We start from the raw sequence: 23,160 nt of genomic DNA on the forward strand, positions 1-23,160 counted from the left end.
CCACAGGGCACCGCATGTACCGGTGCCCTGGCGCCGCTCTTACCTCCCTCCCCCTGCTGTTAACAGCCCCCATCAGTCCTTTAAGGAGCTAGTTGGATGACAACACAATCTTCGAATACCTACGCCGTGGATTCGCATACGTCTCAACAGTTTTATATCAATGGAGGCTGGTGTTCGCCGGCAACGCCTGGCAGTTTGCCCGTGGTCAATCCGGCGACTGAAAGCGTAGTTGCAGAGGTCGCCAGCGGGTCGGCCGCAGACGTTGATCGGGCCGTCGCTGCAGCGCGTGCGGCGTTTCCTCACTGGTCTGCGATTTCCGCCGAAGCGCGTGCGGGTTTTCTTGGCAAGATTTACGACCTGATCCTTGAGCGAAAAGAGCCGCTTGCGCAGGCCCTTTCTCTGGAAATGGGTGCTGCCATCGGTTTTGCCCGAGCGATGCAAGTGCCCTTGGCGGCCGAACACGTTCGGATTGCCCGTGACCTGCTGTCCACCTATCGCTTCCAGACGGTTGAAGGCGGCACCGCGATTGAACGCGAACCCATCGGTGTTTGCGGTCTCATCACCCCTTGGAATTGGCCGCTGTATCAAATCACCGCCAAGGTGGCTCCAGCGATTGCGGCCGGATGCACTGTGGTGCTGAAACCCAGCGAACTGTCACCGTTGAGCGCCCTTCTTTTCGCCCAACTCGTGCATGACGCCGGCCTGCCACCGGGTGTCTTCAATCTGGTCAATGGCACGGGCCCCGAGGTCGGCGGCGCCATGGCTGCGCACCCGGATATCGATATGATTTCGATCACCGGATCAAACCGCGCAGGCGCGCTGGTCGCACAGGCGGCCGCCCCTACAGTGAAACGCGTCACCCAGGAACTGGGCGGCAAGTCACCCAACGTGCTGCTGCCCGATGCCGACTTCGCCAACGTCGTGCCACTGGGCGTGATGACGGCGTTTCGCAACGTCGGGCAATCCTGCAGCGCCCCGACCAGAATGATCGTACCCAGGGACCGGCTCGCGGAAGTCGAGGCGCTGGCCGCTGCAACCGCCAACGCGATCATTGTGGGGGATCCGCAATCGGAAGAGACGGTACTCGGTCCGATAGCCAATGAGGCCCAGTTCAAGCGTGTGCAAGCCATGATCGAATCGGGCCTGAGTGAAGGGGCCAAACTCGTCTGCGGCGGACCAGGCCGCGTGCCTGGTCATGAAACAGGCTTCTATGCCCGACCCACTGTCTTTTCCGAGGTCGAATCAAGCATGCGCATTGCCCAGGAGGAAATCTTCGGGCCTGTGCTGTGCATCATTGCCTATGAAACGCTCGATGAGGCTGTCGCGATCGCCAACGACACGGTGTATGGACTGAGCGCCCACGTTCAATCCCGCGACCTTGATCATGCACGCGCCGTTGCCTCGCGCATCCGCGCAGGACAAGTACTGCTGAACCACCCGGCCTGGAATCCCATGGCACCATTCGGTGGCTACAAACGATCCGGCAATGGTCGTGAATTCGGTGTCTACGGCTTTGAGGAATATCTGGAAACCAAAGCCATCGTGGGCTTTGATGGCTAGCACATAATGGGGGACAGTCAGCTGTCCCCCTGTTTGCGCCTGATGGACGTTTGGAACCTCAGTGCCGCAACAACTTGCGCAACGGCACGCCGTCCTTGAGCACCGGGGATTTGATGACGATGTAGCTGAAGTACTTGGAAATGCCGATGTTTTTATCCAGCAGGCTTTCAATCACTTCCTGATAGTGCTGAATACTGCGCGTCATGAAGCGCACCAGATAATCGTAGCCACCACTGATCAAATGGCACTCGAGCACCTCATCCACCAACCGAATGTTCGACTCGAACTTGGCGAAGTCTTCGCGCTTGTGGTCACTCAGGGTGATTTCGGTGAAGACCGTTACCGATTCGGTGATCTTCGCCAGGTTCAGGTGTGCCTTGTAGCTGGAAATGTACCCGGCCGATTCCAGCCGTTTGACCCGTTGCAGGCAGGGGCTGGCCGACAATCCCACGGCATCGGCCAGACTCACATTGGTCATGCGCCCGTCCTTCTGCAACTCAACCAGGATACTGATGTCGATGCGGTCCAGTTTGACTAAACCTTCCATTGCGAACCTCTTGACTGCCATTTGTAGGACAATCTACTAGCAAAATCAGCGCCGTAAACACTGCTGATGCTGTGCGACCAGATCAGCCATGCTGTTGATGCAATAATCCGCAGCACACGGGGTCGGCTGTTGGCCCCGTTCGCGCCCGATCAGACACACATCGGTCAGCGCCGAGCCACGGGCGGCGGGTCGGGTCACCCGCAGAATGTGCTCCGGCTTCAGCTCGTTGGCATTCAACCAATCCTCGTCCCGCAGCGGATCGCTGGCCAGCGAAATAAAGTCATCGGCCACAATCCCCAGATGCTCGCACAACACGGCGCGGTCCTCGGCATCCCGGTCGCCCACCACCAACAGGCGATAAAACTTGCGCAAGTACAGCATCGCTCCCGGCGCGTCTTCGAACAATGACCAGTTGGCAGCAGAGCGCGCGAAACTCATGCCCTCCTCCCAACTGGCTTTCAGGCTCCAGCGCTCGGCCAATTGGCGATGGGCAAAACACAGCAATCCACTGAAGCCCAGTTCGGCAAAGCGCGGATAGAGCGCCTGCACCACCTCGCGAAACTCGCCCAGCACCTGTTCCTTGTCCGGGCGCCCGCCCCGGCTGTCGAGCAACGGCTGCAGCGCTGTCCAGACACCCGAATCACGGTCAACCAGGACTTCGTCGCAATCGATGAGCAGTGCTCGATAATCAGTCAGCCCCATGGTGTACACAGCCTCCGATGATGCGTTTCATCAATCCGTGCGCCAAAAAGGTTCAGCGACGCTGGCCAGCGACCGCGCCGCTGAACCCGGCGGACATCAGTTCAATACCCGTGCCAATGCTGCCTGCAGAATCTGCAACGCTTCATCGATCTGCGCTTCGGTCGTCACCAGTGGCGCGAGGAAGCGCAAGACGTTGCGATAGACGCCGCACTTGATCACCAGCAAGCCACCTTTGCGCGCTTCATCGATCACACGCTGGTTCAGATCAGCGTCCGGGGAGCGCGCTTCATCGTTCTTGACCAGCTCGATGGCTAGCATGAAACCGGTGCCGCGTACGTCACCGATCTGCGGATGACGGCGCTGCAACTGCAGCAAACCTTCACGCAGGCGCTTGCCCAATACATCGCCACGTTCGAGCAGTTTCTCTTCTTCATAAGCGTCGATCACTGCCAGGGCCGCTGCGCAGGACAGTGCATTGCCGCCGTAGGTGCCGCCGAGGCCTCCGGGCAGCGGCGAATCCATGATTTCAGCTTTGCCGACCACGCCCGACAACGGCAGCCCGCCGGCCAGACTCTTGGCGACGGTGACCAGGTCAGGCTGGATGCCGGCGTGCTGGAAACCGAACCACTTGCCGGTGCGGCCGAATCCGGTCTGGATTTCATCGAGGATCAGCACGATGCCGTGCTTGTGGGTCAACTCGCGCAATGCCTGGAGGAATGGTGCCGGCGCCGCAAGGAAACCACCGTCGCCCTGCACGGGTTCAATGATGATCGCCGCAACCCGCTCCGGCGCAACCTGGGTGGCGAGCAACTCGTCCAGCGCCTTGAGCGCCATCTCACTGGTGACGCCGCGATAGGCATTGGGATATGGGGTGTGAAACACCTCCGGCGCGAATGGGCCGAAGTTCTGTTTGTAGGGCTGGCTCATGCCGGTCAGCGTGGTGCCGAGCAAGGTGCGTCCATGGAAACCGCCGCGGAAGGAGATCACCGCAGAGCGGTTGGTGTGAGCGCGGGCGATTTTCACCGCGTTCTCCACGGCTTCGGCGCCAGAGGTGAAGAACGCCGCTTTGTAATGTTCCTCGCCACCTATCATTTCGCACAAACGCTGGGCCAGATCCAGATACGGCTTGTAGGCCACCACCTGAAAGCAGGCGTGCGAGACTTTTTGCAATTGGGCCTGCACCGCTGCAACCACTTTGGGATGGTTATGGCCGATGTTCAGCACGCCGATGCCGCCGACGAAGTCCAGATAACGCTGGCCGTCCACGTCCCACAATTCAGCCCCTTGGGCGCGATCAATCACCAGTGGGTGAGCGGTGACCAGTCCGCGTGGCACGAACTGATCACGCTGACGGAGTAAATGAGGCGTTTGGTCGACTTGGCTGTTCATGGCATTTCCCTTCGTGAGTCCGGCAGCCCGGAGTGAATGCAGGAGGTGGTTACACAGGGTCTTAAGATTAAGACTTGTGCGTAACGAACTACGCCGAACTTGGCCCCTGAGAAATCCGGATCGACTGTTTTCACCCTGCCAAACGGCAGATTCCTTCAGGCCGCCGAATCTGCCGGGCGCGTGCGTATATGAGGTGACGCGCAGTGTTCGCAGCGCTGCTTTCGACAGATCCTGCTCTGGGGTTGGGCGATGATGGGAGCACCTTCAACCTCCTCAGGAATTGACCATGGCCCTGCTCTACAAAGCTGACCCCGTGCGCGGCGAACGGTGGAAAGCACTGTTCGCCGAACATGCCCCGGACATCGAATGGCGCGCCTGGCCGGACATCGGCGATCCCGCAGACATCAAATACCTGGCGGCGTGGCAGGCGCCAGAAGATCTGCAGACGGTGCTGCCGAATCTGCAGGTGTTGTTTGCGTTGTCGGCCGGCGTCGATCAACTGGACCTGAGCCGTATCCCGCCAAGTCTTCCGGTGGTGCGCCTGCTCGATCCCGGGATCACCCAAGGCATGTGCGAGTACGCCAGTTTTGCCGTGCTCGCTTTGCACCGGGACATGTTGCGCTATCGCCAGCAGCAGATGGCGCGGTGTTGGCAGGCGCACCTGTTGCAGCCGGCGCATCAACGTCGGGTGGGGGTGATGGGCCTCGGTACTCAGGCGCAGCAGATTCTCGCCACCTTGCAGCCACTGGGCTTTGCCCTCAAGGGCTGGGCGCGCAGTGCGCATCGGATTGCCGGCGTCGAGTGCTTTGCCGGTCGCGAGCAACTGCCGGCGTTTCTGAGCCAGTGCGACATTTTGATTTGCGTATTGCCGCTGACCGAGCAGACCCGTGGCATTCTCAATCGTGAGTTGTTTCGGCAATTACCGCGTGGCGCGGCCCTGATCAACATGGGGCGCGGTGGGCATCTGGTGGAAGAAGACTTGCTCCAGGCGCTGGACAGCGGGCAACTGAGCGGCGCGGTGCTGGATGTGGTGCAGAACGAACCGGCGCCGGCGGATCATCCCTTCTGGGGCCATCCGCAGATTCTGCTGACGCCGCATATCGCGGCGATGACCCAGCCGGAAAGCGCATTTGCTGTCCTGCTGGAAAACATCCGCCGCTTCGAGCGCGGCGAGTCCATGAGCGGTCAGATCGACCGCAGCAAAGGTTACTGATTCAGACCCTCTGCACGAGCGAGCAGGCTCACTCGTGCAGAGGATGACGATGCTTCAGAGGAACTCGGCGATGGCCCTGCCGACATCCTGGGTCGAGCCCTTCCCGCCCAGGTCCGGGGTGATCGGGCCCTCGGCGATCACCCGCTCGATCGCCTGCAGGATCCCGTCGTGTGCTGCGCGATAACGCTCGTCACCGTTGCCCAGGAAATCGAGCATCAGCGCCCCGGACCAAATCATCGCAATCGGGTTGGCGATGTTCTGCCCATAGATGTCCGGCGCCGAACCATGCACCGGCTCGAACAGCGACGGAAAACGTCGCTGCGGATCAAGGTTGGCCGACGGCGCAATGCCGATGGTTCCGGCACACGCCGGCCCGAGGTCGGAGAGGATGTCGCCGAACAGGTTCGACGCCACCACCACATCGAACCGATCCGGTTGCAGAACGAAGCGCGCGCACAAGATATCGATGTGCTGCTTGTCCCACGTCACCTGCGGGTACTGCGCAGCCATCAGCACGGTGCGCTCGTCCCAATAAGGCATGCTGATCGAAATGCCGTTGGACTTGGTCGCTGCGGTCAGGCGCTTGCGTGGCCGGGTCTGGGCCAGGTCGAAGGCGAACTTGAGAATCCGGTCGACACCCCGGCGGGTGAACACCGATTCCTGCAGCACGAACTCATGCTCGGTGCCTTCGAACATCTTGCCGCCGACCGATGAATATTCACCTTCGGTGTTCTCGCGAATCACCACGAAATCGATGTCCCCCGGTTCGCGCCCGGCCAACGGGCATGGCACCCCGGGGAACAAGCGCACCGGGCGGATATTCACGTACTGGTCGAAGTCGCGACGGAATTTCAGCAGCGACCCCCACAGGGAAATATGGTCCGGCACTTTCTCCGGCCAGCCCACGGCGCCGAAGTAAATCGCGTCGAAGCCCTTGAGCTGTTCGAACCAGTCCTCGGGCATCATCTGCCCGTGTTCCAGGTAGTAATCGCAATGCGCCCAGTCGAGCACTTCAATGCTCAAGTCCAGCTGCCATTTTTTCGCGGCCTGCTCCAGCACCCGCAGCCCCTCGGGCAGCACTTCCTTGCCAATCCCGTCGCCGGCAATCGCGGCGATCTTGAAGACCTTGCTCATCAGTTGTGGCTCCCCGTTGTTGTGAAGTTACAAGCCGCCGATGTGGAAGGCTTTGACTTCAAGGTATTCATCAAGACCGTATTTGCTGCCTTCACGGCCCAGCCCCGATTGCTTGATGCCGCCGAACGGCGCGACTTCCATGGAGATGATTCCGGTGTTGAGGCCAACCATGCCGAATTCCAGCGCTTCGCCGAAACGCCATGAGCGACGCAAATCTTGAGTGAAGTAATACGCGCCGAGGCCAAACGGCGTGGCGTTGGCCAGCGCCAAGGCTTCGGCTTCGTCGGTGAACCGCATCAGCGGCGCGACCGGGCCGAAGGTTTCTTCGTTGGCCAGGAGCATGCCGGCGTGGGCATCGCCAAGCACCGTCGGTTGCACAAATTGACAGTCGCCCTGCGGAACGCCGCCGCAAAGCAGCTGCGCGCCCTGGCTCAAGGCATCATCGATGTGGCGGGCCACCTTGCTCACGGCCGCCTTGTTGATCAGCGGGCCGATGGTCACGTTGTCCTGCAGGCCATTGCCGACCTTGAGCTTGCCGACTTCCTCGACCAGACGCTGGGCAAAACGCGGGTAAATGCCGTTCTGTACCAGAATCCGGTTGGCGCAGACGCAGGTCTGCCCGGCGTTGCGAAACTTGCTCAGCATGATCCCGGTAATCGCCTGTTCGAGATCAGCGTCGTCAAACACAATGAACGGTGCGTTGCCGCCGAGCTCCAGGCTCAATCGCTTGATGTGCTCGGCACTCTGGCGCATCAGCAAACGACCCACCGCCGTGGAACCGGTGAAGGAAATCTTGCGCACCGTCGGGTTGCCGGTCAGCTCTTCGCCAATCCCGGCGGGCATGCCGGTCAGCACATTGAACACCCCGGCCGGAATGCCGACGCGCTCAGCCAACACGGCCAACGCCAGCGCCGACAGCGGCGTCAGATCCGACGGCTTGACGATGATCGGGCACCCCGCCGCCAGGGCCGGTGCACACTTGCGGGTAATCATTGCGTTGGGGAAATTCCACGGTGTGATCGCCGCGCAGACCCCCACCGGTTGCTTGAGGGTCAACAGTCGGCGGTCGCCGCTGGGGGCCGGCATGGTTTCGCCGTAAATCCGCCACGCCTCTTCGGCAAACCATTTGACGAAACCCGCGCCGTAGCGGATTTCACCTTTGGCTTCGTTCAGCGGCTTGCCTTGTTCGCAGGTCATGATCAGCGCCAGATCGTCGAGGTTGTCGATCATCGCCTGATACCAACGCTCCAGCAGCGCCGCACGTTCGGCGGCCGGTCGTGCCCGCCAGGCGGGCCACGCCTGTTCGGCGGCATCGATGGCGCGTCGGGTTTCCACGCCTTGCATGGCGGGCACGCGGCCGATCAATTCGCCGCTGGCCGGGTCGACGACATCCAGGGTCGCGCGGTCATCGGCGCCGATCCACTGGCCGTTCACATAAGCGAGTTCTGCGAGAAGACCGGGGTCTTTCAAACGATTCTTGAGCATGGTCGAGTCCTGATCCGAGACAGATTCCAGTCTAGGGAGACTCGACGGCTAAGGATGCTGAAAGCGCGTAGCGGACAGTGTCGGCTGCTGAAATTGGCGGTGGAACAGCAGAACTGCTGTTTTCTATCGCTTCAGCGAACCGAGCAAACCCTCCAGAAAGCGCTCCCCCGCTTCCATCTGGCTGATCTCGATAAACTCGTCGGGCTTGTGCGCCTGCTCGATCGAACCTGGCCCGCAGACAACTACTGGCACATCCAGACGCTGCTTGAACAACCCGCCTTCCGTGCCGAACGAAACCTTGGACGTCGCGGTATCCGGCGCCGCGAAATTTTTCAGGAACCGTACCGCTTCGACGCTCGGGTGGGTGTCCAGTCCGGGGTAGACGTTGACCGTTTCAATCTCGATGGCCGCCACGCTCGAGAGCTTCTTCGCCTCGCGCACGATCACCTCGGCACGCTCCTGCATCTGCGCGAGAATCTGTTCCAGATCATCGGCCGGCAAATTGCGCACTTCAAAATCCACCGTGCACAGATTCGGCACGATATTCAGCGCCCGGCCACCGCCGATCTGGCCGACGTGCACGGTGGTGTAAGGCACGTCGTAATCGGCATCCCGGGCGCCTTGCTCCTGCAGTTGGCGCTGGGATTCACGCAACGCTGCGATGAAATCGCAGGCCACGTGGATCGCGTTGACCGACCGCGGCGCCAGCGAAGAATGCGCCTCCAGCCCCCGACAATAGGTGCGATATGAGCCCTTGCCCTTGTGCCCCAGCACAAACTGCATATTGGTCGGTTCGCCGATCAGGCACAGAAACGGCCGCACCGGCGCCAGATGCAGCACATCGAGCAAACGCCGCACGCCAACGCAGCCGATTTCCTCGTCGTGTGACAGCGCCAGTTGCAGCGGACGGCTGAGGGAATGTTCAGCAGCGTCAAGCATCGCGTCGATGGCCAGCGCGATAAAGCCTTTCATGTCGCAACTGCCGCGCCCGTAAACCCGCCCGTTCTGCTCCGTCATCTGGAACGGTGGAACCGTCCACGCCTGCCCCGCTGCTGGCACCACGTCGGTGTGTCCGGACAGCAGAATGCCCGGTTGGTCTTTCGGACCGGTACTGGCAAACAGATTGGCCTTCTTGCCGCTTTCGTCCTTGACGATCAGCGACTCGATGCCCTTGCTCAGCAGCAACTCGCGAACGTACTCGATCAACGCCATGTTCGATTCCGACGACACGGTATCGAACGCAATCAATCGTTTGAGAATCTCCAGTACACGGGGTTTCATGAGGCTTTGCTCCGTTGTTCGGCCAAGGGGGCGAACCGGCGTATGGAAAAGGGTTCAATCAACGTGGAGGTGCTGCCGGTACTGATCAATTCAGCCATGACGTCACCGACGCCCGGCCCCAACTGGAAGCCATGACCGCAGAAGCCGAACGCGTAATACAGGCCATCGACCGTACCGCTTGGCCCCATGATCGGCAGCGAGTCCGGCAGATAGCTTTCGATGCCGCTCCAGACCCGGATGATGTTCAGATTGCCGACACCCGGCAGCAGTCGGCGCATTTGCCGGATCTGGTTGAGGATGCTGCGTGGCTCGACATAGGCGCGGCGATTGACCATGTCCGGTTTGCTGCGATAGCCGCCGCCAATGATGATGTTGCCGCGCGGAATCTGCCGGAAATAAATGACTTCCTCAGGTATTTTGGTGAACACCCCAATCACCGTCGGCAAGGCGTATGGCACCGGTTCCGTCACCGCCATCTGCGGGCCATGGGTGTCCAGCGGAACCGGTTCGCCGAACTGCGCGGACAGTTTCTCGCCCCAGGCGCCGGCAGTGATCAGCAGTTGTGCGGCGCGATATTGCCGGCCATCGGTGGTGGTGACGCTGAACTCGCTTCCGATTTTCTGCACTTCGGCCACTTCGGTCTGTTCTTCGATACGCGCACCGATCCGCCGCGCCGCCCGAGCGAATGCCGGCGCCGCCAGACGCGGGTTGGCGTGACCGTCGTGCGGCGCGTAGGAGCCCCCCTTCACGTCCGGCCCAAGAAACGGAAAGCGCCGATGCAGTTCAGCGCCGCGATAGACCTGCAGATCCAGTTGCGCTGCTTCCGGCGCAGCGGCATACGCTTCGAGCTCGGCAATTTCGTCTTCGCGGTAACACACACGCATGTGGCCGCTGGCGATGAATTCCAGATCGTCGTCAATCAGCTCCGGCAAGCGCTTCCACAGCGCAAAGGAACGGTTGGCCAACTCCAGTTGCCCCAGATAACGACCCTGACGCCGCACGTTGCCGAAGTTGACGCCGCTGGCGTATTGGCCAATCAGGTCGCGCTCGAGCAGGGTCACGGAGTGCCCGCGCTGACGCAGGAAAAACGCTGACGCCGCACCCATGATGCCGCCGCCGATAATCAATACATCACTTTTCTGCGAGTTCATGACGGCTCCTCGATGATGACCATCGGCAACGGTTTGACGGGGGCCTGACCGCGTTGGCGACCGACCTGTTGCACACTCACGCCAGCCGCGGCGGCAATCACTTCGGCGCCGGCCTGCGAGCAGTAGCGGCCCTGGCAACGGCCCATGCCGACCCGACTGAAAGCTTTGGCCCGATTGACTTCGCACGCACCCTTTTCGCTGACCGTACGGCGCAGTTCGCCCGCGCTGATCATCTCGCAGCGACAGACGATCGCCGAATCCGGCAACGCCCCGGCCTGTTCGGCGGGCCAGGGAAACGCCTGCGCCAGACCGAGGCGGAACTGATCCATTACCGCCAGTGCGCGCCGTTGCTCTGCGCGAAAACCGGCATCCACCGGTTGTTGCTGATCCTCCAGCAGCGCCATCGCCACCAGGCGTCCGGCATGTTCAGCTGCATCGGCACCGCGAATCTTTGCGCCGTCGCCGGCGGCGTACACACCGCTGACCGAAGTACGGCCCTCTTCATCAAGCGCCAGCCACCACTGGCCGGACGCTTCATCAAAACGCATGCGACACCCGGCCAGATCGGCCAGCTGGGTTTCCGGACGCAAGTGATACCCCAGGGCCACGGCATCGCAATCGATGTCCAGGGTTTCGCCTTTGGCTGAGCGCACGCGCACGCCACTGACGCCGCTAGTGGCATCTCCCGATATGAGCTCCGGCTTGATCCCCAGATGCACCGGTATTTTCGCCTGATACAACTGCGCCAACAGTTTCATCCCGGTGAGCAACACTCCAGGCCGCGCGAGCATCTTCGGCAGCGCGACAATGCGTTTGCTCATCGGCGATGTATCAAGCACCGCAGCGACGTTGGCGCCGGCCTTCACGTACTGGCTGGCCACCAGATACAGCAGCGGACCACTGCCCATGAACACCACGCGATGGCCGATGGAAACCGCCTGCGACTTGAGCGCGATCTGCGCCCCGCCGAGGCTGTAGGTGCCCGCCAGCTGCCAGCCTTCAATGGGCATCAAACGGTCCGTGGCGCCGGTGCACAGGATCAACGCGTCGAAGTCCACCGTCGTATGGTGACCCTGACTGACGCAGCTCAACTGCCTGGGCACCAGATTCCACACCAGCGTGTCGGGCCGGTAATCGATGTGTGGGCGCAAGCGCTCGAAACTCTCGTGCAGGTTGCGCGCCTTGGCCGCTTCAGTGCCGTACAGCGCGCGGTAGTCGCGGGTGAAACCTTCGGGTTGGCGACGATAGATCTGGCCGCCGTCGCGGCGATTTTCATCGATCAGGACCGGTTTGATGCCGGCCTTCACCAACGTCTCGGCGCAGCGAATCCCCGCAGGGCCGGCGCCGACGATAACTACCCGTGCAGTGGCCATGTCGCCTCCGGTTGTGTGGTGACGAGATCCAGCCCTTCACGGACTTCACTGGAGCACGCACGCAGACGTTCGCCGCTGCGCGTCCACACCCAGCAATCCTGGCAGGCGCCCATCAGGCAGAACCCGGCACGTCGACCGGCATCGAATTCCGACTGGCGTAGCGCATCGCCCTGAGTGAGCAATGCGACCATCAGTGTGTCGTCCTGCAACGCCTTGATGGGCACGCCATCCACGGTCAACCCGACGGTCACCCGGCCCTGCTCGGCCAGTCTCACAAAACGAGCGCTCATGCATAGGCTCCCTGATTGAAGGTGGTCACGTCCCGCTGGGTTTTCAGCAGTTCGACGCTGTCGTGGTGGCAAAGAATTTCACTGCCACCGTCGATGATTCGGCGGTTGGGTGCCGTACGGTTGCACAGGCCATCGACGCGCACCGGGCAGCGATTGAGGAAGGTGCACAGCTCGGCGACATTGGCTTTGGGCCCGATGGGCGGCAGTTCGCCGCAAGTCGTCCCGCAGGTTTCCAGCCAGCCCTGGCGCAGCTCCGGCACCGAGTGAATCAACAGATCGGTGTAGGGATGGAACGGCGCCTGCGCAAACGACTGGCGGCTGCCGGCCTGAACCTTGTGGCCGCTGTACATCACCACCACGTCATCGCACAGCGCGCGCACGGTGGAGATGTCATGACTGATGAACAGGTAGGACACGCCGAGCTGCTCACGCAAGTCGCGGAGCAATTCAAGAATCGCGGCACCGACCACGGTGTCCAGCGCCGAGGTCACTTCATCGCAAAGGATCAGATCGGGTTTGGCCGCCAGTGCCCGCGCCAGGTTCACCCGCTGTTTCTGCCCGCCGGACAACTCGCTCGGACGACGCTCGGCCAAGGCTCGCGGCAGGCGCACCAGATCCAGCAATTCGCCGATACGCTCGCGCAACGCCGCGCCTTTGAGGTTGAAATACATCTTCAGCGGCCGACTCAGAATCGTGCTGATGCTGTGCATCGGATTGAGCGCCGTGTCGGCGTTCTGGAACACCATCTGGATTCGCCGGAATTGCTCGTCGGTGCGTTCGGACAGACAACCGCCCAGCGGTTGCCCGTCAAAGGTCAGCCCGCCCAATGCCGGCGTGAGCAGGCCTGCGACCACGCGGGCCAGCGTTGACTTGCCCGAACCCGACTCGCCGATCACGCCAATCGCCTGGCCCCGGCGCACGGTCAGATCAATGTCTTCCAGTACACGAATGGCCGGCATGCCCTGGGTGTTCTTGTTGCCGTAACCAGCGGTCAGGCCGCGAATGGTCAGCAGCGGAGTTTCTTCGGCAATTCCGCAAGGTGGGCGGATCGTCGTGTCCGGCCGCGCGGCCGCCAGCAGACTGCGGGTGTATTCATGACTCGGGCCTTTGAGGAGCGCCGCCGTAGCGCTTTGTTCGAAGATCTGGCCGCCATTGAGCACGACAATCTGATCGGCCATTTGCGCCACCACGGCCAGGTCATGGGACACATACACCGCCGTCGCGCCACGGTCACGCACCACGCGCTTGAACGCACGCAACACGTCGATCTGGGTCGTCACATCGAGCGCCGTGGTCGGTTCGTCGAGGATAACCAGCAACGGATCACTGATCAGCGCCATTGCCGCCATCACCCGCTGCAGTTGCCCCCCGGACACCTGGTGCGGGTAACGCTGGCCGATGTGATCCGGGTCCGGCAGGGCCAGATCGCGGAACAGTTCAATGGCCTTGGCCTCAAGGGTGGCGCGGGTGCCGAGGCCGTGAATCAAGGCGCCCTCCACCACTTGGTCGATCAGCTTCTTCGCCGGGTTGAAAGCCGCCGCAGCGCTCTGCGCGATATACGACACCCGATTACCGCGCAGGCCCTGCAATTGCTGCTCGCTGAGCGCGAGCATGTCGTGCTCGCCGACCTGTACCACGCCGCCGGACAACCGACAGCCCCGTCGGGCGTACCCCAACAGAGCGAGGGCAATGGTGGTCTTGCCCGAGCCCGATTCGCCGATCAACGCCAGCACTTCACCTTGTTCCAGGGCAAAGCTCACGCCTTTGACGATTTCGGTTTCCCCGTGCTCGCCGCAAGCGACCACGCGCAGGTCTTCAACTCGAATCAATTGGGTCATTTCAATGGCCTCCCGTGCGGCGACTACGTCGCGACGACAATCTGTCGATAAACAGATTCACGCCGATGGTCAGGGTGCCGATGGCCAGCGCCGGGATGACGATGGCCGGGGCGCCCTGATTGAGGCCGCCGATGTTTTCCCGCACCAGCGAGCCGAGGTCGGCATCCGGCGGTTGCACGCCCAGCCCGAGAAAACTCATGCCGCTGAGCAGCAGCACGATGAAACCGAACCGCAAGCCCAAGTCAGTCAGCACCGGGTTGAGCATGTTCGGCAGGATCTCCACGCAAGCAATGTACAAACGCCGCTCGCCACGGGTTCGGGCGACCTGCACGTACTCCAGCGCTTCGATGTTCACCGCCATGCTGCGCGCGATACGGAACGCGCCCGGGGCGAAGCTCAACACTGCCGTGCTGATCAGCAGGGTCACTGAAGAGCCGAACGCCGAAACCATGATCAACGCGAGCATCTTGCTCGGGATCGAGATAAAGGCGTCCATCAAGCGGCTGATCACTTCGTCCAGCCATTTCGGCGACACCACCGACAGCAGCGCGCAACCGGTGCCCAGCGCACTGGCCAGCACCGCCGCAATCAACGCCAGGCCCACGGTGAAGCGCGCGCCGACGAGCACCCGGCTGAGCATGTCGCGGCCCAGATAATCAGTGCCGAACGGGTACACCGCGCTGATGTTGTCGAACACGTTGCCCGAGACCACCTCGCCGACCGGATGCGGCGCCAGCCACGGGCCGAATAACGCAACCAGCAACCAGATAACGCAGATGGCCGCGCCGATGAGTCCCAGCCACACGGGACCGTGAGACACCTTGCCGGCTGACAGATCGGGGGCCGCAGGCGTCGATTTCACAATGAGATTGTTCATTGGTTTCTCAGCCTCGGATTGGACAGAATCGCGCACAGGTCGGCAATCAGCACCAGACCCAGATAAGCCGTACAGAACAACATGGTGCAGGCCTGCACCAGTGCCATGTCACGGTTGGTCACGGCATCGACCATCAGGCTGGCGATGCCGGGATAGTTGAAGATGGTTTCAACAATCACCACCCCGCCGAGCAGATACGACAGGCTCAGCGCAATCGCATTGGCAATCGGCCCGATGGCATTGGGCAAAGCGTGGCGCAGTACGATGCGCATCGGACTGACGCCTTTGAGCCGGGCCATTTCCACGTAGGGGCTGTCGAGCTGGTCGATCACTGCCGCGCGTGTCATCCGCGCCATTTGCGCAACGATCACGCAGCACAGCGTCATCACCGGCAAGGCGTAGGTGCGCATGAATTGCCACGGTGAAGTGATGTCACTGGCATAGGACAGCGCCGACAACCAGCCCAGGTTTACCGCAAAGATCAGCACCGCAAGGGTCGCCACCAGAAACTCCGGCACCGCGACCATGGCCAGGGTGGTGAAACTCAGGACACTGTCGATCCGCCCGCCCCGGCCCATCGCCGAGCCGATGCCGAGAACCAGCGCCACCGGCACCGACACCAGCGCCGTGGCGGCCGCCAGCATCAGGGTGTTGGGCACACGCCCGGCCATCAGCTCGACAACCGGCATCGCGTTCGATACCGACACGCCCATATCGCCACTGAGCAGGCTCATCAACCAGTGCAGGTAACGCACCACACCGGGTTGATCGAGTCCCAGTTTCAGGCGCAGCGCCGCCACCTGTTCCGGGGTGGCAAACTGGCCAAGGGATTGTTGTGCCGCGTCTCCAGGCAGTACCGCCGTGATCGCGAACACGACCATCGATACGATCAACAAAGTCACGATCGCGGCGCCCAGCCGTCGACCGATCAACCACAGTGTGTTGCTATTCATCGCCTACCCTCCTGCACCTGGCTTGCCGTTCATTTCGACGGCTCTGTTCAAGCGTCCAGCCAGACCTGCTCGGCGAACATGTAACCCATGAAGCCGCCGAGCGGGTTGCTGCCGTAGCCCTTGATCCGTTGATCGACGCCGTCGATGTTGCTGATGAACACCGGTATGCCGATGCCACAGTGGTCGTGCACCAGAGTCTGCATGTCCGCGTACATCTTGCCGCGCTTGGCATCGTCGGTTTCGCCGCGGGCGAGCATCAGCAACTGGTCGAACTGCTCGTTCTTCCAGCCGGACTCGTTCCACGGCGCCTTCGACTGGAAGAACTGCGAGAACATCACGTCGGCGTTCGGACGTGGGTTGATGTTGCCGAAGCTGATCGGGTGCTTCATCCAGTGGTTGGACCAGTAGCCGTCGCTCGGCAGGCGCTTGACGTCGAGTTTGAGCCCGGCCTGTTTGGCCGACTGCTGCAACAGCACTGCGATATCGACGGAACCCGTTGCGGCAGGCGACGCAAACAGCTCCATGCTGATGTTTTCCATGCCCGCTTTTTTCAGCAGGAATTTGGCTTTTTCCGGGTCGTAGACCGTTTGCGGCAGGTCGCTGTTGTAGTAGCGCGAGCCGGGCGCGATCGGATGATCGTTGCCGACCACGGCAAAGCCGCGAAACACCGCCGACTTGATCTGTTCGCGATCGAGCAGGTACTTCATCGCCTGGGTGAAATCGGCGTTCTGACCGGGCAACTGATCCTGACGGATGATCAAATCAGTGTAGTTGCCCGACGGCGCATCAACGACCCGGTGTCTGGCGCTGGCCTTGATCCGGTCGGTGGAGCGCGGGTTGACCTCATTGATCATGTGCACGTCGCCGGACAGCAGCGCGTTGACCCGCGACGGCTCGTCGCCGATGGCAATGAATTCGATTTCGTCGAGGTACGGCAGGCCAGGCTTCCAGTAGCCGGTGTTGCGTGCGGCCACCGAACGTACGCCCGGTTTGAACTCCTTGACCTTGAACGGTCCGGTACCAATGCCCTGGTTGAAGTCAGTGGTGCCTTCGGGAACGATCAGCAGATGCGAGACGGCCAGAATCGACGGCAATTCGGCGTTCGGTGCAGTCAGGCGAATCTGTACTTCGTTGGCCCCCGTGGCCTTGATTTCGGCGAATTGCTCCATCAGTGGCATGACTTTGGAGCCGGTCAGCGGATCCTTGTGTCGTGACAGCGAGAACACCACATCGGCCGCGCTGAGGGTTTTGCCGTTGTGGAACGTCACGTCCTTGCGCAGGGTGATCGTCCACAGGGTCGCGTCGGTGTTGTCGATGCGTTCGGCCAGCTCCAGTTGCGGCACCAGGTGCGCGTCGAAACGGGTCAGGCCGTTGTAGAACATGTAGTGCCGCACATAGTCGGTGGACAGCGCACCTTTGGCCGGGTCGAGGGTGTCGGCGGTGGAGCTGGACATGCCAGCGACACGTATCCGCCCACCCTGCTTGCCTTTGCCCGGCGTCGCCGTGTCATCGGCCAACAGCTTGCCCGCGGCACCGAACAGGCTGCCGGCGCCGGCAGCCGCTACGCCGGCCACACCGAGCATTTGCAACGCGTGACGGCGTGACATGCCGCGATTGAGGCCTTCGAACACCCGCAGGCTTTCTTCGCCCGAGATCAGAGGTGAGTCGTTCTTGTGATCAGTCATTTCAGTGCTACCTGTCGAAATTAAGAAGGCTCAAGTGTTCCGGTTGGCCGGAACGTCCTGGAAACGCAAACGACGGTAAAGCCACAGCATCAGCTCAATGCAAATAGTCCTGAAAGCGGTAATAGGCGCCCACGAAAGGCAGGAACCACGGCTTGCCGAAATGCCCGGGGATCGCCGGCCAGTCGAGTTCACGCCAGGGGTTGGCCTCGGCATTGCCGGCCATCACATCGGCCATCACCTGCCCCATGTGCACCGACATCTGCACGCCGTGGCCGCTGTAACCCATCGAGTGGAACACGCCGCCGTGCTGGCCGGCTCGCGGCAAACGGTCGGAGGTCATGTCTACCAGGCCGCCCCAGCAGTAATCGATCCTGACGCCGGCCAGTTGCGGGAACATCTGGACCATCGCCGCCTGCAGCACCTTGCCGCTCTTGGCATCGTTGACACTGTCGGACATGGCAAACCGCGCGCGCCCGCCAAACAGCAAACGGTTATCCGGGGTCAGGCGGAAGTAGTTACCGATCATTCGACTGGTGACATAAGCGCGGCGCCCCGGCAGCAACTGATCGATCAACGCCCGCGGCAGGACCTCGGTGGCAATCACGAAACTGCCCACCGGTACGATTCGCCGCCGATACCAGCCCAGACCACCGTGCTGACAGGCACCGGTCGCCAGCAGAACCTGCCCGGCGTGCAGCGAACCCTTGCTGGTGTTGACCTGATAACCATCAGCCCGGGCTTTCCAGTCGAGCACCGAGGTGCCCTCATGGATCAGTGCACCGTGACGCACCGCCGCTTCTGCCAGACCGATGCCGAAACGCCCGACGTGCATCTGCACGCCATTGCGCTGCAACAGGCCGCCATGGAACTGCGCAGAGTTGACTTCGGTGCGGGTCTGTTCGGCAGACAGCAATTCAACATCGGCATCGACTTCGTTGCGAATCAGCTCGCAGGTGCGGGCCAGGCCTTCGTAGTGCAGCGGTTTTGCCGCCAGTTTCAGCTTGCCGTTGCGCAGCAGGTCACAGGCGATCTGCTCCTGCTCGACCAGCGACACAACGCTTTGCACGGCACTTTCGTAAGCCTGGTAATAGGCTTTGGCCCGGTCGGAACCGAGGCTGGCGCTGAGGCTGGCGTAATCCTGCGCCACCCCCGTGTTGCACTGCCCGCCATTGCGTCCCGAAGCCTCGCCGATCACCCGCCCGGCTTCCAGCACCACCACACTGGCGCCCTTGAGCGCCAGGGCCCGGGCCGCCGCCAGCCCGGTGAAACCGCCACCGACGATGGCCACATCGACTTGCCCGGGCAAACCGCCGAGCTGTGCGCCGGTGAAGGCCGGTGCGCTGTCGAGCCAGTAGGATTCACTGCCCATGTTCAATCCCGCCTTTGCCAATGAGGATGTCGTTACAGGCCGACCAGTGCGGCCAGACCGCCGATGTCCGGGATCTGGTGGTAGCTGTAGAAGGCGTTGCCCGGTACTTCGTGACCACGGGCGACGAAGGCCTTGTTCTTGATCTTCATGTCGTGGGCCGGCATCAGGTCGTAACGGAAGCTGGAGGACACATGCAAGATGTCTTCCGGGCCGCAGTTGAGGTTGTCGAGCATGTACTCGAACGCCGCCAGACGAGGTTTGTAGGCTTGTGCCTGTTCGGCCGTGAAGACTTTGTGAAAAGGTGCGCCGAGTTTTTCGACGTTGGACATGATCTGGCTGTTGCTGGCGTTGGAGAAAATCACCAGAGGAATCTTGTCGGCGATTTTCGACAGGCCGGCCGGTACGTCCGGGTGCGGGCCCCAGGTCGGAACAGCGTCGTAATACAGCTGGCCTTCGTCGCGGTATTCGATTCCCCAACGCTTGCAGGTACGCGCCAGAGCGGTCTTGAGAATCTCGTCATACGGCATCCAGTCGCCCATGACCTGGTCCAGGCGATAGGCCGAGAAATCCTTGACGAACTGATCCATCTGCTCAGCGGGAACGCGATCGGCGAAGAGTTCGCGGGTCATTGTGCCCATGTGGAAATTGGTCAGCGTTCCGTAGCAGTCGAAGGTAATGAATTTGGGGCGAAGAAAGCTCATTGAGTGCGTTCCTGAAGTTCGTTGAGGTCAATGGCGCTACAAGCATTTGCCTGGTTTGCGCAGTAGCGATGCAACGCTGCAGCACACCGTCATTACAACACCGTGAAATCAGCAGATGGCGTTAAAAGCGACCTCCGTTCGATACAAATCACCGTTTTGGTCATTCCACTCAGCAGACTTTGCGGTGCGCTCCAGCCTTGGGCAAAGCCCCTGTTTATGCGCACTTATGGGCCTTTATCTGGCGCTTTTGATTTCCGACAGCGACTATGCCCGCAGAAACTGCGCCCCATCGCAGCTTTGGCATCAGTTGCTGCGGCGCAGGTCAGCCCGGTTCTGAATCGAGGCGATTGAACCTACATCCTGCGCCTGAGCGACGAGACTCGGTACAAGCCTTTTATAGGGTAAAAAGGCCCAAGCATTTGCTGCCGACACAAGGCCCGGATTAAGTAGTAAGTGTGGTGCTCGGGGCTGTGCTTCGCGGAATCTGCCGAATATTCCCTGCCCCCTTGTCAGGCTTTCATCCAGATGGGATACAGGCTTCACCTCGCCGCAAAACCCGGCGCCAGCGCACACTCTTGATCGGAGAATCGCCATGTCCACCCCGCTCCCTTCCTACGTCTATCGGCCGATGACTGCCGACGACGTGCCCAAGGCTCATGCACTGTCCGTGCAATTGAAGTGGCCTCATCGACTTGACGACTGGGCCATGCTGCAACGGGTCAGCAAGGGTTTTGTCGTACTTGATGGCGAGCGTTTGATCGGCACCGCGTTTGCCTGCCCGCAAGGTGATTTCACGACCATTGGCCTGGTCATTGTCAGTGACGATTACCAGGGCCAGGGCATCGGGCGAAAGCTCATGGAACACGCGCTGCAGGCTTGCCAGTCAAGCACGGCGATATTGAATGCGACCGTGGCCGGCGCACCGCTGTACGCCAGTCAGGGTTTTGTCGAGTTTGGCCGGATTCAGCAGCACCAGGGCCAGGCGCAAGCCCCTTTGCCCGGGCCATTGGCAGACGGTGAAGAATGCCGCCCATTGCGCGAGTCGGATCATGCGCGGGTGCTGGAACTGGCCAATGCCGGGAGCGGACTGGATCGGCGAGCGGTGCTTACCGATCTGTTCGCCGTCGTCGAGCATTCGGTGGGCATTGTGCGTGACGGTCAGTTGCAGGCCTTCGCCCTGCTGCGCCCATTCGGTCGCGGTCGTTGCATCGGCCCGCTGATCGCCGAAAACCTTGAGCAAGCCCAACACCTGATCGCCACATTGCTGGCCGGGATACCGGATGCCTTTGTGCGCATTGATATTCCAGCGGATTGTGGCCTTTCCGACTGGCTGGAAGCAGCCGGCCTGAAGAAGGTCGATACCGTGGCCCAAATGTCCCGCGGCGCCGCACCGCAAGCACACCATGGCGTTCGGCAGTTTGCCCTGGTCACTCAAGCCATCGGCTGACTATCGGGCTGGCGCTGATCGCCCCCCAAGAAATCCCCTCAAGACCTGGAGCGTCACCCGTATGTCCGAACCTTGCATCATGCTGCTGGCTCGTGCCGATGGCAGTCGCGTCGACACCGCTTTCAAACAGCAACCCTTGAACGCCGCAGACCCTTTCTCGACCGGACGTCAGGTCGCCTGGTCAGGGAGCGACGGCATATCTGCAGGCATCGTCGAAGCAGGCGCAAGCCTTGATATCGACGACTTCCCGCACACCGAGGTGATCGTAGTCCATGCGGGGCATCTGACATTGAAAACCCGCGAGCGGACGCTGGAACTGGCCGTCGGCGCCAGCGCAGTCATCGGCCGTGGCACGGACGTGCGGATCGAAGCACAGACCGGCACCCGGTGGGCGTTTTGCGCCATGGCCAGCGGAGCCGCGACACCCGGCCTGACGTTGCTTGACCCGCTGGCACACCTGTCTCCCTCCGCCGCGCCGGAGCAACAGATTCTGATCGGTCCGACACCGCAATGCCGGTCACGTAATGCCTTCGAAGACGCCACAACCGATCTGCGTGTCGGCGTGTGGGACTCGACGCCCTATGAACGTCACGGTCGCCCGCACAAGCTCAATGAGTTGATGTACCTGATCGAAGGCAGCGTAACGTTGCAGACGCCTGAGGGTTTGAGCGTGACCGTCAATACCGGCGACAGCGTGTTTGTTGCGCGCGGGGCACCGTGCGCGTGGAAAAGCACGCGCTATGTACGCAAAGTGTATGCGGTCAAATAGCGTCAGCCATGAAGCGCCTTGTCGAAGCGGAACGAAGCCCCATAGGCCGACGCAGGCAGGTGACTGGAGCGGTCTTCCCGCAACCGCGAGCGGAAAGTGCCACTCTGCGGTTGAGTCCGGTACAGCCCACGCTTTTGCAATTCGGGAATAACCAGTTCGACAAAGTCCTCAAGGCTGCCTGGGCTGATCAACGGGTTGAGCATGTAGCCGCTGGTGCCGGAAATTCGCGCGTGCTCTTCGATGCGCTCGGCGACTTGCTGCGGTGTACCGACGAGAATCAGGTCGCTGCCACGGGTAACGCTGGCGAAGCGCTTTTTCACATCACCCGCCGTCAGCGGCTTGCCACTGCCATCGGGGCGCATCACATAAGAGGTCAGGCCTTCGGTGTGCGTCGAGAGTGCATCGCTGTCGGCGTAGCGGCTGATGTCGATGCCGGTGTCGCCGGCGTAACTGACCAGTTGTGCCTGCAAGTGATAGTTGCTTTGCAACTCGTCGTATTTGCGCTGGGCTTCGATTTCGGTTTTGGCCGTGACGATGCGCAGTACCGTCAACGATTTCACGTCTTCACGTTGACGCCCAAGCGCCTGCGCCTGGGCCCAGATGTCTTCCAGGCCCTGCCGGATTTCCTGCGGGTTGGATTTGGCGATGAAGATCAGTTCCGCGTGCTTGGCGGCGAACTCTCGACCGCGTCCCGACCAGCCCGCCTGAATCAGCAATGGTGTGCGCTGCGGCGACGGAGCGGTCAGGTGCGGCCCGGCGACACGATAGTGCGCACCCTCGTGATTGATCGGTCGCACCCGCTCGCCTCTGGCATACAGCTGGCGGGACTTGTCGGCAACCACGGCGTCGTCGGCCCAACTGCCTTCCCAGAGTTTGTACACCACATCGAGAAACTCTTCGGCGCGCTCATAGCGATCGTCATGCTTGATCATTTGCTCCAGCCCGAAATTGCGGGCGGCGCTGGACAGGTAAGAGGTGACGATGTTCCAGCCCACTCGCCCATTGGTGAGGTGATCAAGCGTGCTGAAGCGCCGGGCGTGGGTAAACGGGTGCTCATAACTGGTGGTCACCGTGACACCAAATGCCAGGTTTTCCGTCACGGCCGCCAACGCCGGAATGATCATCAACGGATCGTTGGCCGGCGCTTCCACCGCCCATTTCACCGCCGCATCGGCGTTGCCACCCAGCACATCGTAAAAGCCCAGCACATCACCAAAGAACAGCATATCGAGGTGCGCCTGATCGGCAATCCGCGCCAGGTTTGACCAGTAGCCCAGCGAGTTGATCGCCAGGCGTTCGTCAGCCGGGTGAGTCCACAGACTCGGCGCACCGCCGCAGCCGACGCTGGCTTGTTCATAGAGTGCAAACAGCAGAGGTTTAGGATCGGACATCTTGG

20 protein-coding genes are annotated in these 23,160 nt (G+C 61.5%); 4 read left to right on the forward strand and 16 right to left on the reverse strand.

What is annotated here, in order from left to right; genetic code table 11:
- Positions 1 to 96 precede the first annotated feature (96 nt).
- On the forward strand, positions 97 to 1,560 hold the full coding sequence (locus AC07XZ_RS06225; RefSeq protein ID WP_102686150.1) for an aldehyde dehydrogenase family protein: 1,464 nt from the start codon (positions 97 to 99) through the stop codon (positions 1,558 to 1,560).
- 58 nt (positions 1,561 to 1,618) lie between these two features.
- Here the strand turns inward: AC07XZ_RS06225 and AC07XZ_RS06230 are convergent, their stop codons facing one another.
- From AC07XZ_RS06230 to gabT, 3 genes are all read right to left on the reverse strand, one after another.
- On the reverse strand, positions 1,619 to 2,107 hold the full coding sequence (locus tag AC07XZ_RS06230) for an Lrp/AsnC family transcriptional regulator (RefSeq protein ID WP_027616181.1): 489 nt from the start codon (positions 2,105 to 2,107) through the stop codon (positions 1,619 to 1,621).
- Between the two features lie 45 nt (positions 2,108 to 2,152).
- Positions 2,153 to 2,809, reverse strand: a complete 657-nt coding sequence (locus AC07XZ_RS06235; RefSeq protein WP_102686149.1) for an HAD family hydrolase — start codon at positions 2,807 to 2,809, stop codon at positions 2,153 to 2,155.
- A 96-nt stretch (positions 2,810 to 2,905) separates the two neighbouring features.
- A complete protein-coding gene (gene gabT, locus AC07XZ_RS06240) occupies positions 2,906 to 4,198 on the reverse strand; it encodes a 4-aminobutyrate--2-oxoglutarate transaminase (RefSeq protein ID WP_102686148.1) in 1,293 nt (430 codons plus the stop codon).
- A 286-nt stretch (positions 4,199 to 4,484) separates the two neighbouring features.
- Here gabT and AC07XZ_RS06245 point away from each other — a divergent pair, with 286 nt between their 5' ends.
- Entirely contained in the window at positions 4,485 to 5,411 is a 927-nt protein-coding gene (locus AC07XZ_RS06245) for a 2-hydroxyacid dehydrogenase (RefSeq protein ID WP_102686147.1), read from the forward strand.
- 54 nt (positions 5,412 to 5,465) lie between these two features.
- Here AC07XZ_RS06245 and AC07XZ_RS06250 read toward each other — a convergent pair whose 3' ends face one another.
- From AC07XZ_RS06250 to AC07XZ_RS06305, 12 genes are all read right to left on the reverse strand, one after another.
- Positions 5,466 to 6,545, reverse strand: coding sequence for a tartrate dehydrogenase (locus tag AC07XZ_RS06250; protein WP_102686146.1), 1,080 nt, complete (start codon positions 6,543 to 6,545; stop codon positions 5,466 to 5,468).
- Between the two features lie 27 nt (positions 6,546 to 6,572).
- On the reverse strand, positions 6,573 to 8,030 hold the full coding sequence (locus AC07XZ_RS06255; protein WP_102686145.1) for an NAD-dependent succinate-semialdehyde dehydrogenase: 1,458 nt from the start codon (positions 8,028 to 8,030) through the stop codon (positions 6,573 to 6,575).
- Positions 8,031 to 8,153: 123 nt separating this feature from the next.
- Positions 8,154 to 9,311 (reverse strand): acetylornithine deacetylase, encoded by a 1,158-nt coding sequence (gene argE / locus AC07XZ_RS06260; protein ID WP_102686144.1) that lies wholly within the window; start codon positions 9,309 to 9,311, stop codon positions 8,154 to 8,156.
- Positions 9,308 to 10,462 (reverse strand): NAD(P)/FAD-dependent oxidoreductase, encoded by a 1,155-nt coding sequence (locus AC07XZ_RS06265; protein ID WP_102686143.1) that lies wholly within the window; start codon positions 10,460 to 10,462, stop codon positions 9,308 to 9,310. Before AC07XZ_RS06265 ends, argE begins: the two co-directional genes overlap by 4 nt.
- Positions 10,459 to 11,835: an FAD/NAD(P)-dependent oxidoreductase gene (locus tag AC07XZ_RS06270; RefSeq protein WP_102686142.1), complete on the reverse strand. Its 1,377-nt coding sequence runs from the start codon at positions 11,833 to 11,835 to the stop codon at positions 10,459 to 10,461. The genes AC07XZ_RS06265 and AC07XZ_RS06270 overlap by 4 nt, the downstream gene beginning before the upstream one ends.
- A complete protein-coding gene (locus AC07XZ_RS06275; protein WP_102686141.1) occupies positions 11,817 to 12,125 on the reverse strand; it encodes a (2Fe-2S)-binding protein in 309 nt (102 codons plus the stop codon). Before AC07XZ_RS06275 ends, AC07XZ_RS06270 begins: the two co-directional genes overlap by 19 nt.
- The gene (locus tag AC07XZ_RS06280; protein ID WP_102686140.1) at positions 12,122 to 13,963 is read right to left on the reverse strand and encodes an ABC transporter ATP-binding protein; all 1,842 of its coding nucleotides are present in this window, start codon (positions 13,961 to 13,963) and stop codon (positions 12,122 to 12,124) included. The genes AC07XZ_RS06275 and AC07XZ_RS06280 overlap by 4 nt, the downstream gene beginning before the upstream one ends.
- Position 13,964: 1 nt before the next feature.
- The gene (locus AC07XZ_RS06285; protein WP_085603597.1) at positions 13,965 to 14,840 is read right to left on the reverse strand and encodes an ABC transporter permease; all 876 of its coding nucleotides are present in this window, start codon (positions 14,838 to 14,840) and stop codon (positions 13,965 to 13,967) included.
- The gene (locus tag AC07XZ_RS06290; protein WP_085603594.1) at positions 14,837 to 15,793 is read right to left on the reverse strand and encodes an ABC transporter permease; all 957 of its coding nucleotides are present in this window, start codon (positions 15,791 to 15,793) and stop codon (positions 14,837 to 14,839) included. Before AC07XZ_RS06290 ends, AC07XZ_RS06285 begins: the two co-directional genes overlap by 4 nt.
- 47 nt (positions 15,794 to 15,840) lie before the next feature.
- The gene (locus tag AC07XZ_RS06295) at positions 15,841 to 17,478 is read right to left on the reverse strand and encodes an ABC transporter substrate-binding protein (RefSeq protein ID WP_039768550.1); all 1,638 of its coding nucleotides are present in this window, start codon (positions 17,476 to 17,478) and stop codon (positions 15,841 to 15,843) included.
- 94 nt (positions 17,479 to 17,572) lie between these two features.
- Entirely contained in the window at positions 17,573 to 18,847 is a 1,275-nt protein-coding gene (locus AC07XZ_RS06300) for an NAD(P)/FAD-dependent oxidoreductase (RefSeq protein WP_102686139.1), read from the reverse strand.
- Between the two features lie 32 nt (positions 18,848 to 18,879).
- Positions 18,880 to 19,548 carry a haloacid dehalogenase type II gene (locus AC07XZ_RS06305; protein ID WP_102686138.1) on the reverse strand — a complete coding sequence of 223 codons (669 nt, stop codon included), beginning with the start codon at positions 19,546 to 19,548 and terminating at the stop codon, positions 18,880 to 18,882.
- Between the two features lie 592 nt (positions 19,549 to 20,140).
- Here AC07XZ_RS06305 and AC07XZ_RS06310 point away from each other — a divergent pair.
- Together AC07XZ_RS06310 and AC07XZ_RS06315 are read left to right on the forward strand one after the other, a co-directional pair.
- On the forward strand, positions 20,141 to 20,995 hold the full coding sequence (locus tag AC07XZ_RS06310; RefSeq protein WP_102686137.1) for a GNAT family N-acetyltransferase: 855 nt from the start codon (positions 20,141 to 20,143) through the stop codon (positions 20,993 to 20,995).
- A 61-nt stretch (positions 20,996 to 21,056) separates the two neighbouring features.
- A complete protein-coding gene (locus tag AC07XZ_RS06315; protein ID WP_102686136.1) occupies positions 21,057 to 21,764 on the forward strand; it encodes a cupin domain-containing protein in 708 nt (235 codons plus the stop codon).
- Between the two features lie 2 nt (positions 21,765 to 21,766).
- On the opposite strand, the gene AC07XZ_RS06320 is transcribed toward AC07XZ_RS06315, so the two are convergent.
- A complete protein-coding gene (locus AC07XZ_RS06320) occupies positions 21,767 to 23,155 on the reverse strand; it encodes an LLM class flavin-dependent oxidoreductase (protein ID WP_102686135.1) in 1,389 nt (462 codons plus the stop codon).
- Positions 23,156 to 23,160: the final 5 nt, after the last annotated feature.

Source organism: Pseudomonas sp. GW458-11-26-14-LB4, from assembly GCF_059423925.1.

What these genes read in the sequence shown, in the direction of transcription:
- AC07XZ_RS06225 (WP_102686150.1), top strand. Translation starts at nt 97, where the DNA reads ATGACAACACAATCTTCGAATACCTACGCCGTGGATTCGCATACGTCT.
- AC07XZ_RS06230 (WP_027616181.1), bottom strand. Translation starts at nt 2,107, where the DNA reads ATGGAAGGTTTAGTCAAACTGGACCGCATCGACATCAGTATCCTGGTT.
- AC07XZ_RS06235 (WP_102686149.1), bottom strand. Translation starts at nt 2,809, where the DNA reads ATGGGGCTGACTGATTATCGAGCACTGCTCATCGATTGCGACGAAGTC.
- gabT (WP_102686148.1), bottom strand. Translation starts at nt 4,198, where the DNA reads ATGAACAGCCAAGTCGACCAAACGCCTCATTTACTCCGTCAGCGTGAT.
- AC07XZ_RS06245 (WP_102686147.1), top strand. Translation starts at nt 4,485, where the DNA reads ATGGCCCTGCTCTACAAAGCTGACCCCGTGCGCGGCGAACGGTGGAAA.
- AC07XZ_RS06250 (WP_102686146.1), bottom strand. Translation starts at nt 6,545, where the DNA reads ATGAGCAAGGTCTTCAAGATCGCCGCGATTGCCGGCGACGGGATTGGC.
- AC07XZ_RS06255 (WP_102686145.1), bottom strand. Translation starts at nt 8,030, where the DNA reads ATGCTCAAGAATCGTTTGAAAGACCCCGGTCTTCTCGCAGAACTCGCT.
- argE (WP_102686144.1), bottom strand. Translation starts at nt 9,311, where the DNA reads ATGAAACCCCGTGTACTGGAGATTCTCAAACGATTGATTGCGTTCGAT.
- AC07XZ_RS06265 (WP_102686143.1), bottom strand. Translation starts at nt 10,462, where the DNA reads ATGAACTCGCAGAAAAGTGATGTATTGATTATCGGCGGCGGCATCATG.
- AC07XZ_RS06270 (WP_102686142.1), bottom strand. Translation starts at nt 11,835, where the DNA reads ATGGCCACTGCACGGGTAGTTATCGTCGGCGCCGGCCCTGCGGGGATT.
- AC07XZ_RS06275 (WP_102686141.1), bottom strand. Translation starts at nt 12,125, where the DNA reads ATGAGCGCTCGTTTTGTGAGACTGGCCGAGCAGGGCCGGGTGACCGTC.
- AC07XZ_RS06280 (WP_102686140.1), bottom strand. Translation starts at nt 13,963, where the DNA reads ATGACCCAATTGATTCGAGTTGAAGACCTGCGCGTGGTCGCTTGCGGC.
- AC07XZ_RS06285 (WP_085603597.1), bottom strand. Translation starts at nt 14,840, where the DNA reads ATGAACAATCTCATTGTGAAATCGACGCCTGCGGCCCCCGATCTGTCA.
- AC07XZ_RS06290 (WP_085603594.1), bottom strand. Translation starts at nt 15,793, where the DNA reads ATGAATAGCAACACACTGTGGTTGATCGGTCGACGGCTGGGCGCCGCG.
- AC07XZ_RS06295 (WP_039768550.1), bottom strand. Translation starts at nt 17,478, where the DNA reads ATGACTGATCACAAGAACGACTCACCTCTGATCTCGGGCGAAGAAAGC.
- AC07XZ_RS06300 (WP_102686139.1), bottom strand. Translation starts at nt 18,847, where the DNA reads ATGGGCAGTGAATCCTACTGGCTCGACAGCGCACCGGCCTTCACCGGC.
- AC07XZ_RS06305 (WP_102686138.1), bottom strand. Translation starts at nt 19,548, where the DNA reads ATGAGCTTTCTTCGCCCCAAATTCATTACCTTCGACTGCTACGGAACG.
- AC07XZ_RS06310 (WP_102686137.1), top strand. Translation starts at nt 20,141, where the DNA reads ATGTCCACCCCGCTCCCTTCCTACGTCTATCGGCCGATGACTGCCGAC.
- AC07XZ_RS06315 (WP_102686136.1), top strand. Translation starts at nt 21,057, where the DNA reads ATGTCCGAACCTTGCATCATGCTGCTGGCTCGTGCCGATGGCAGTCGC.
- AC07XZ_RS06320 (WP_102686135.1), bottom strand. Translation starts at nt 23,155, where the DNA reads ATGTCCGATCCTAAACCTCTGCTGTTTGCACTCTATGAACAAGCCAGC.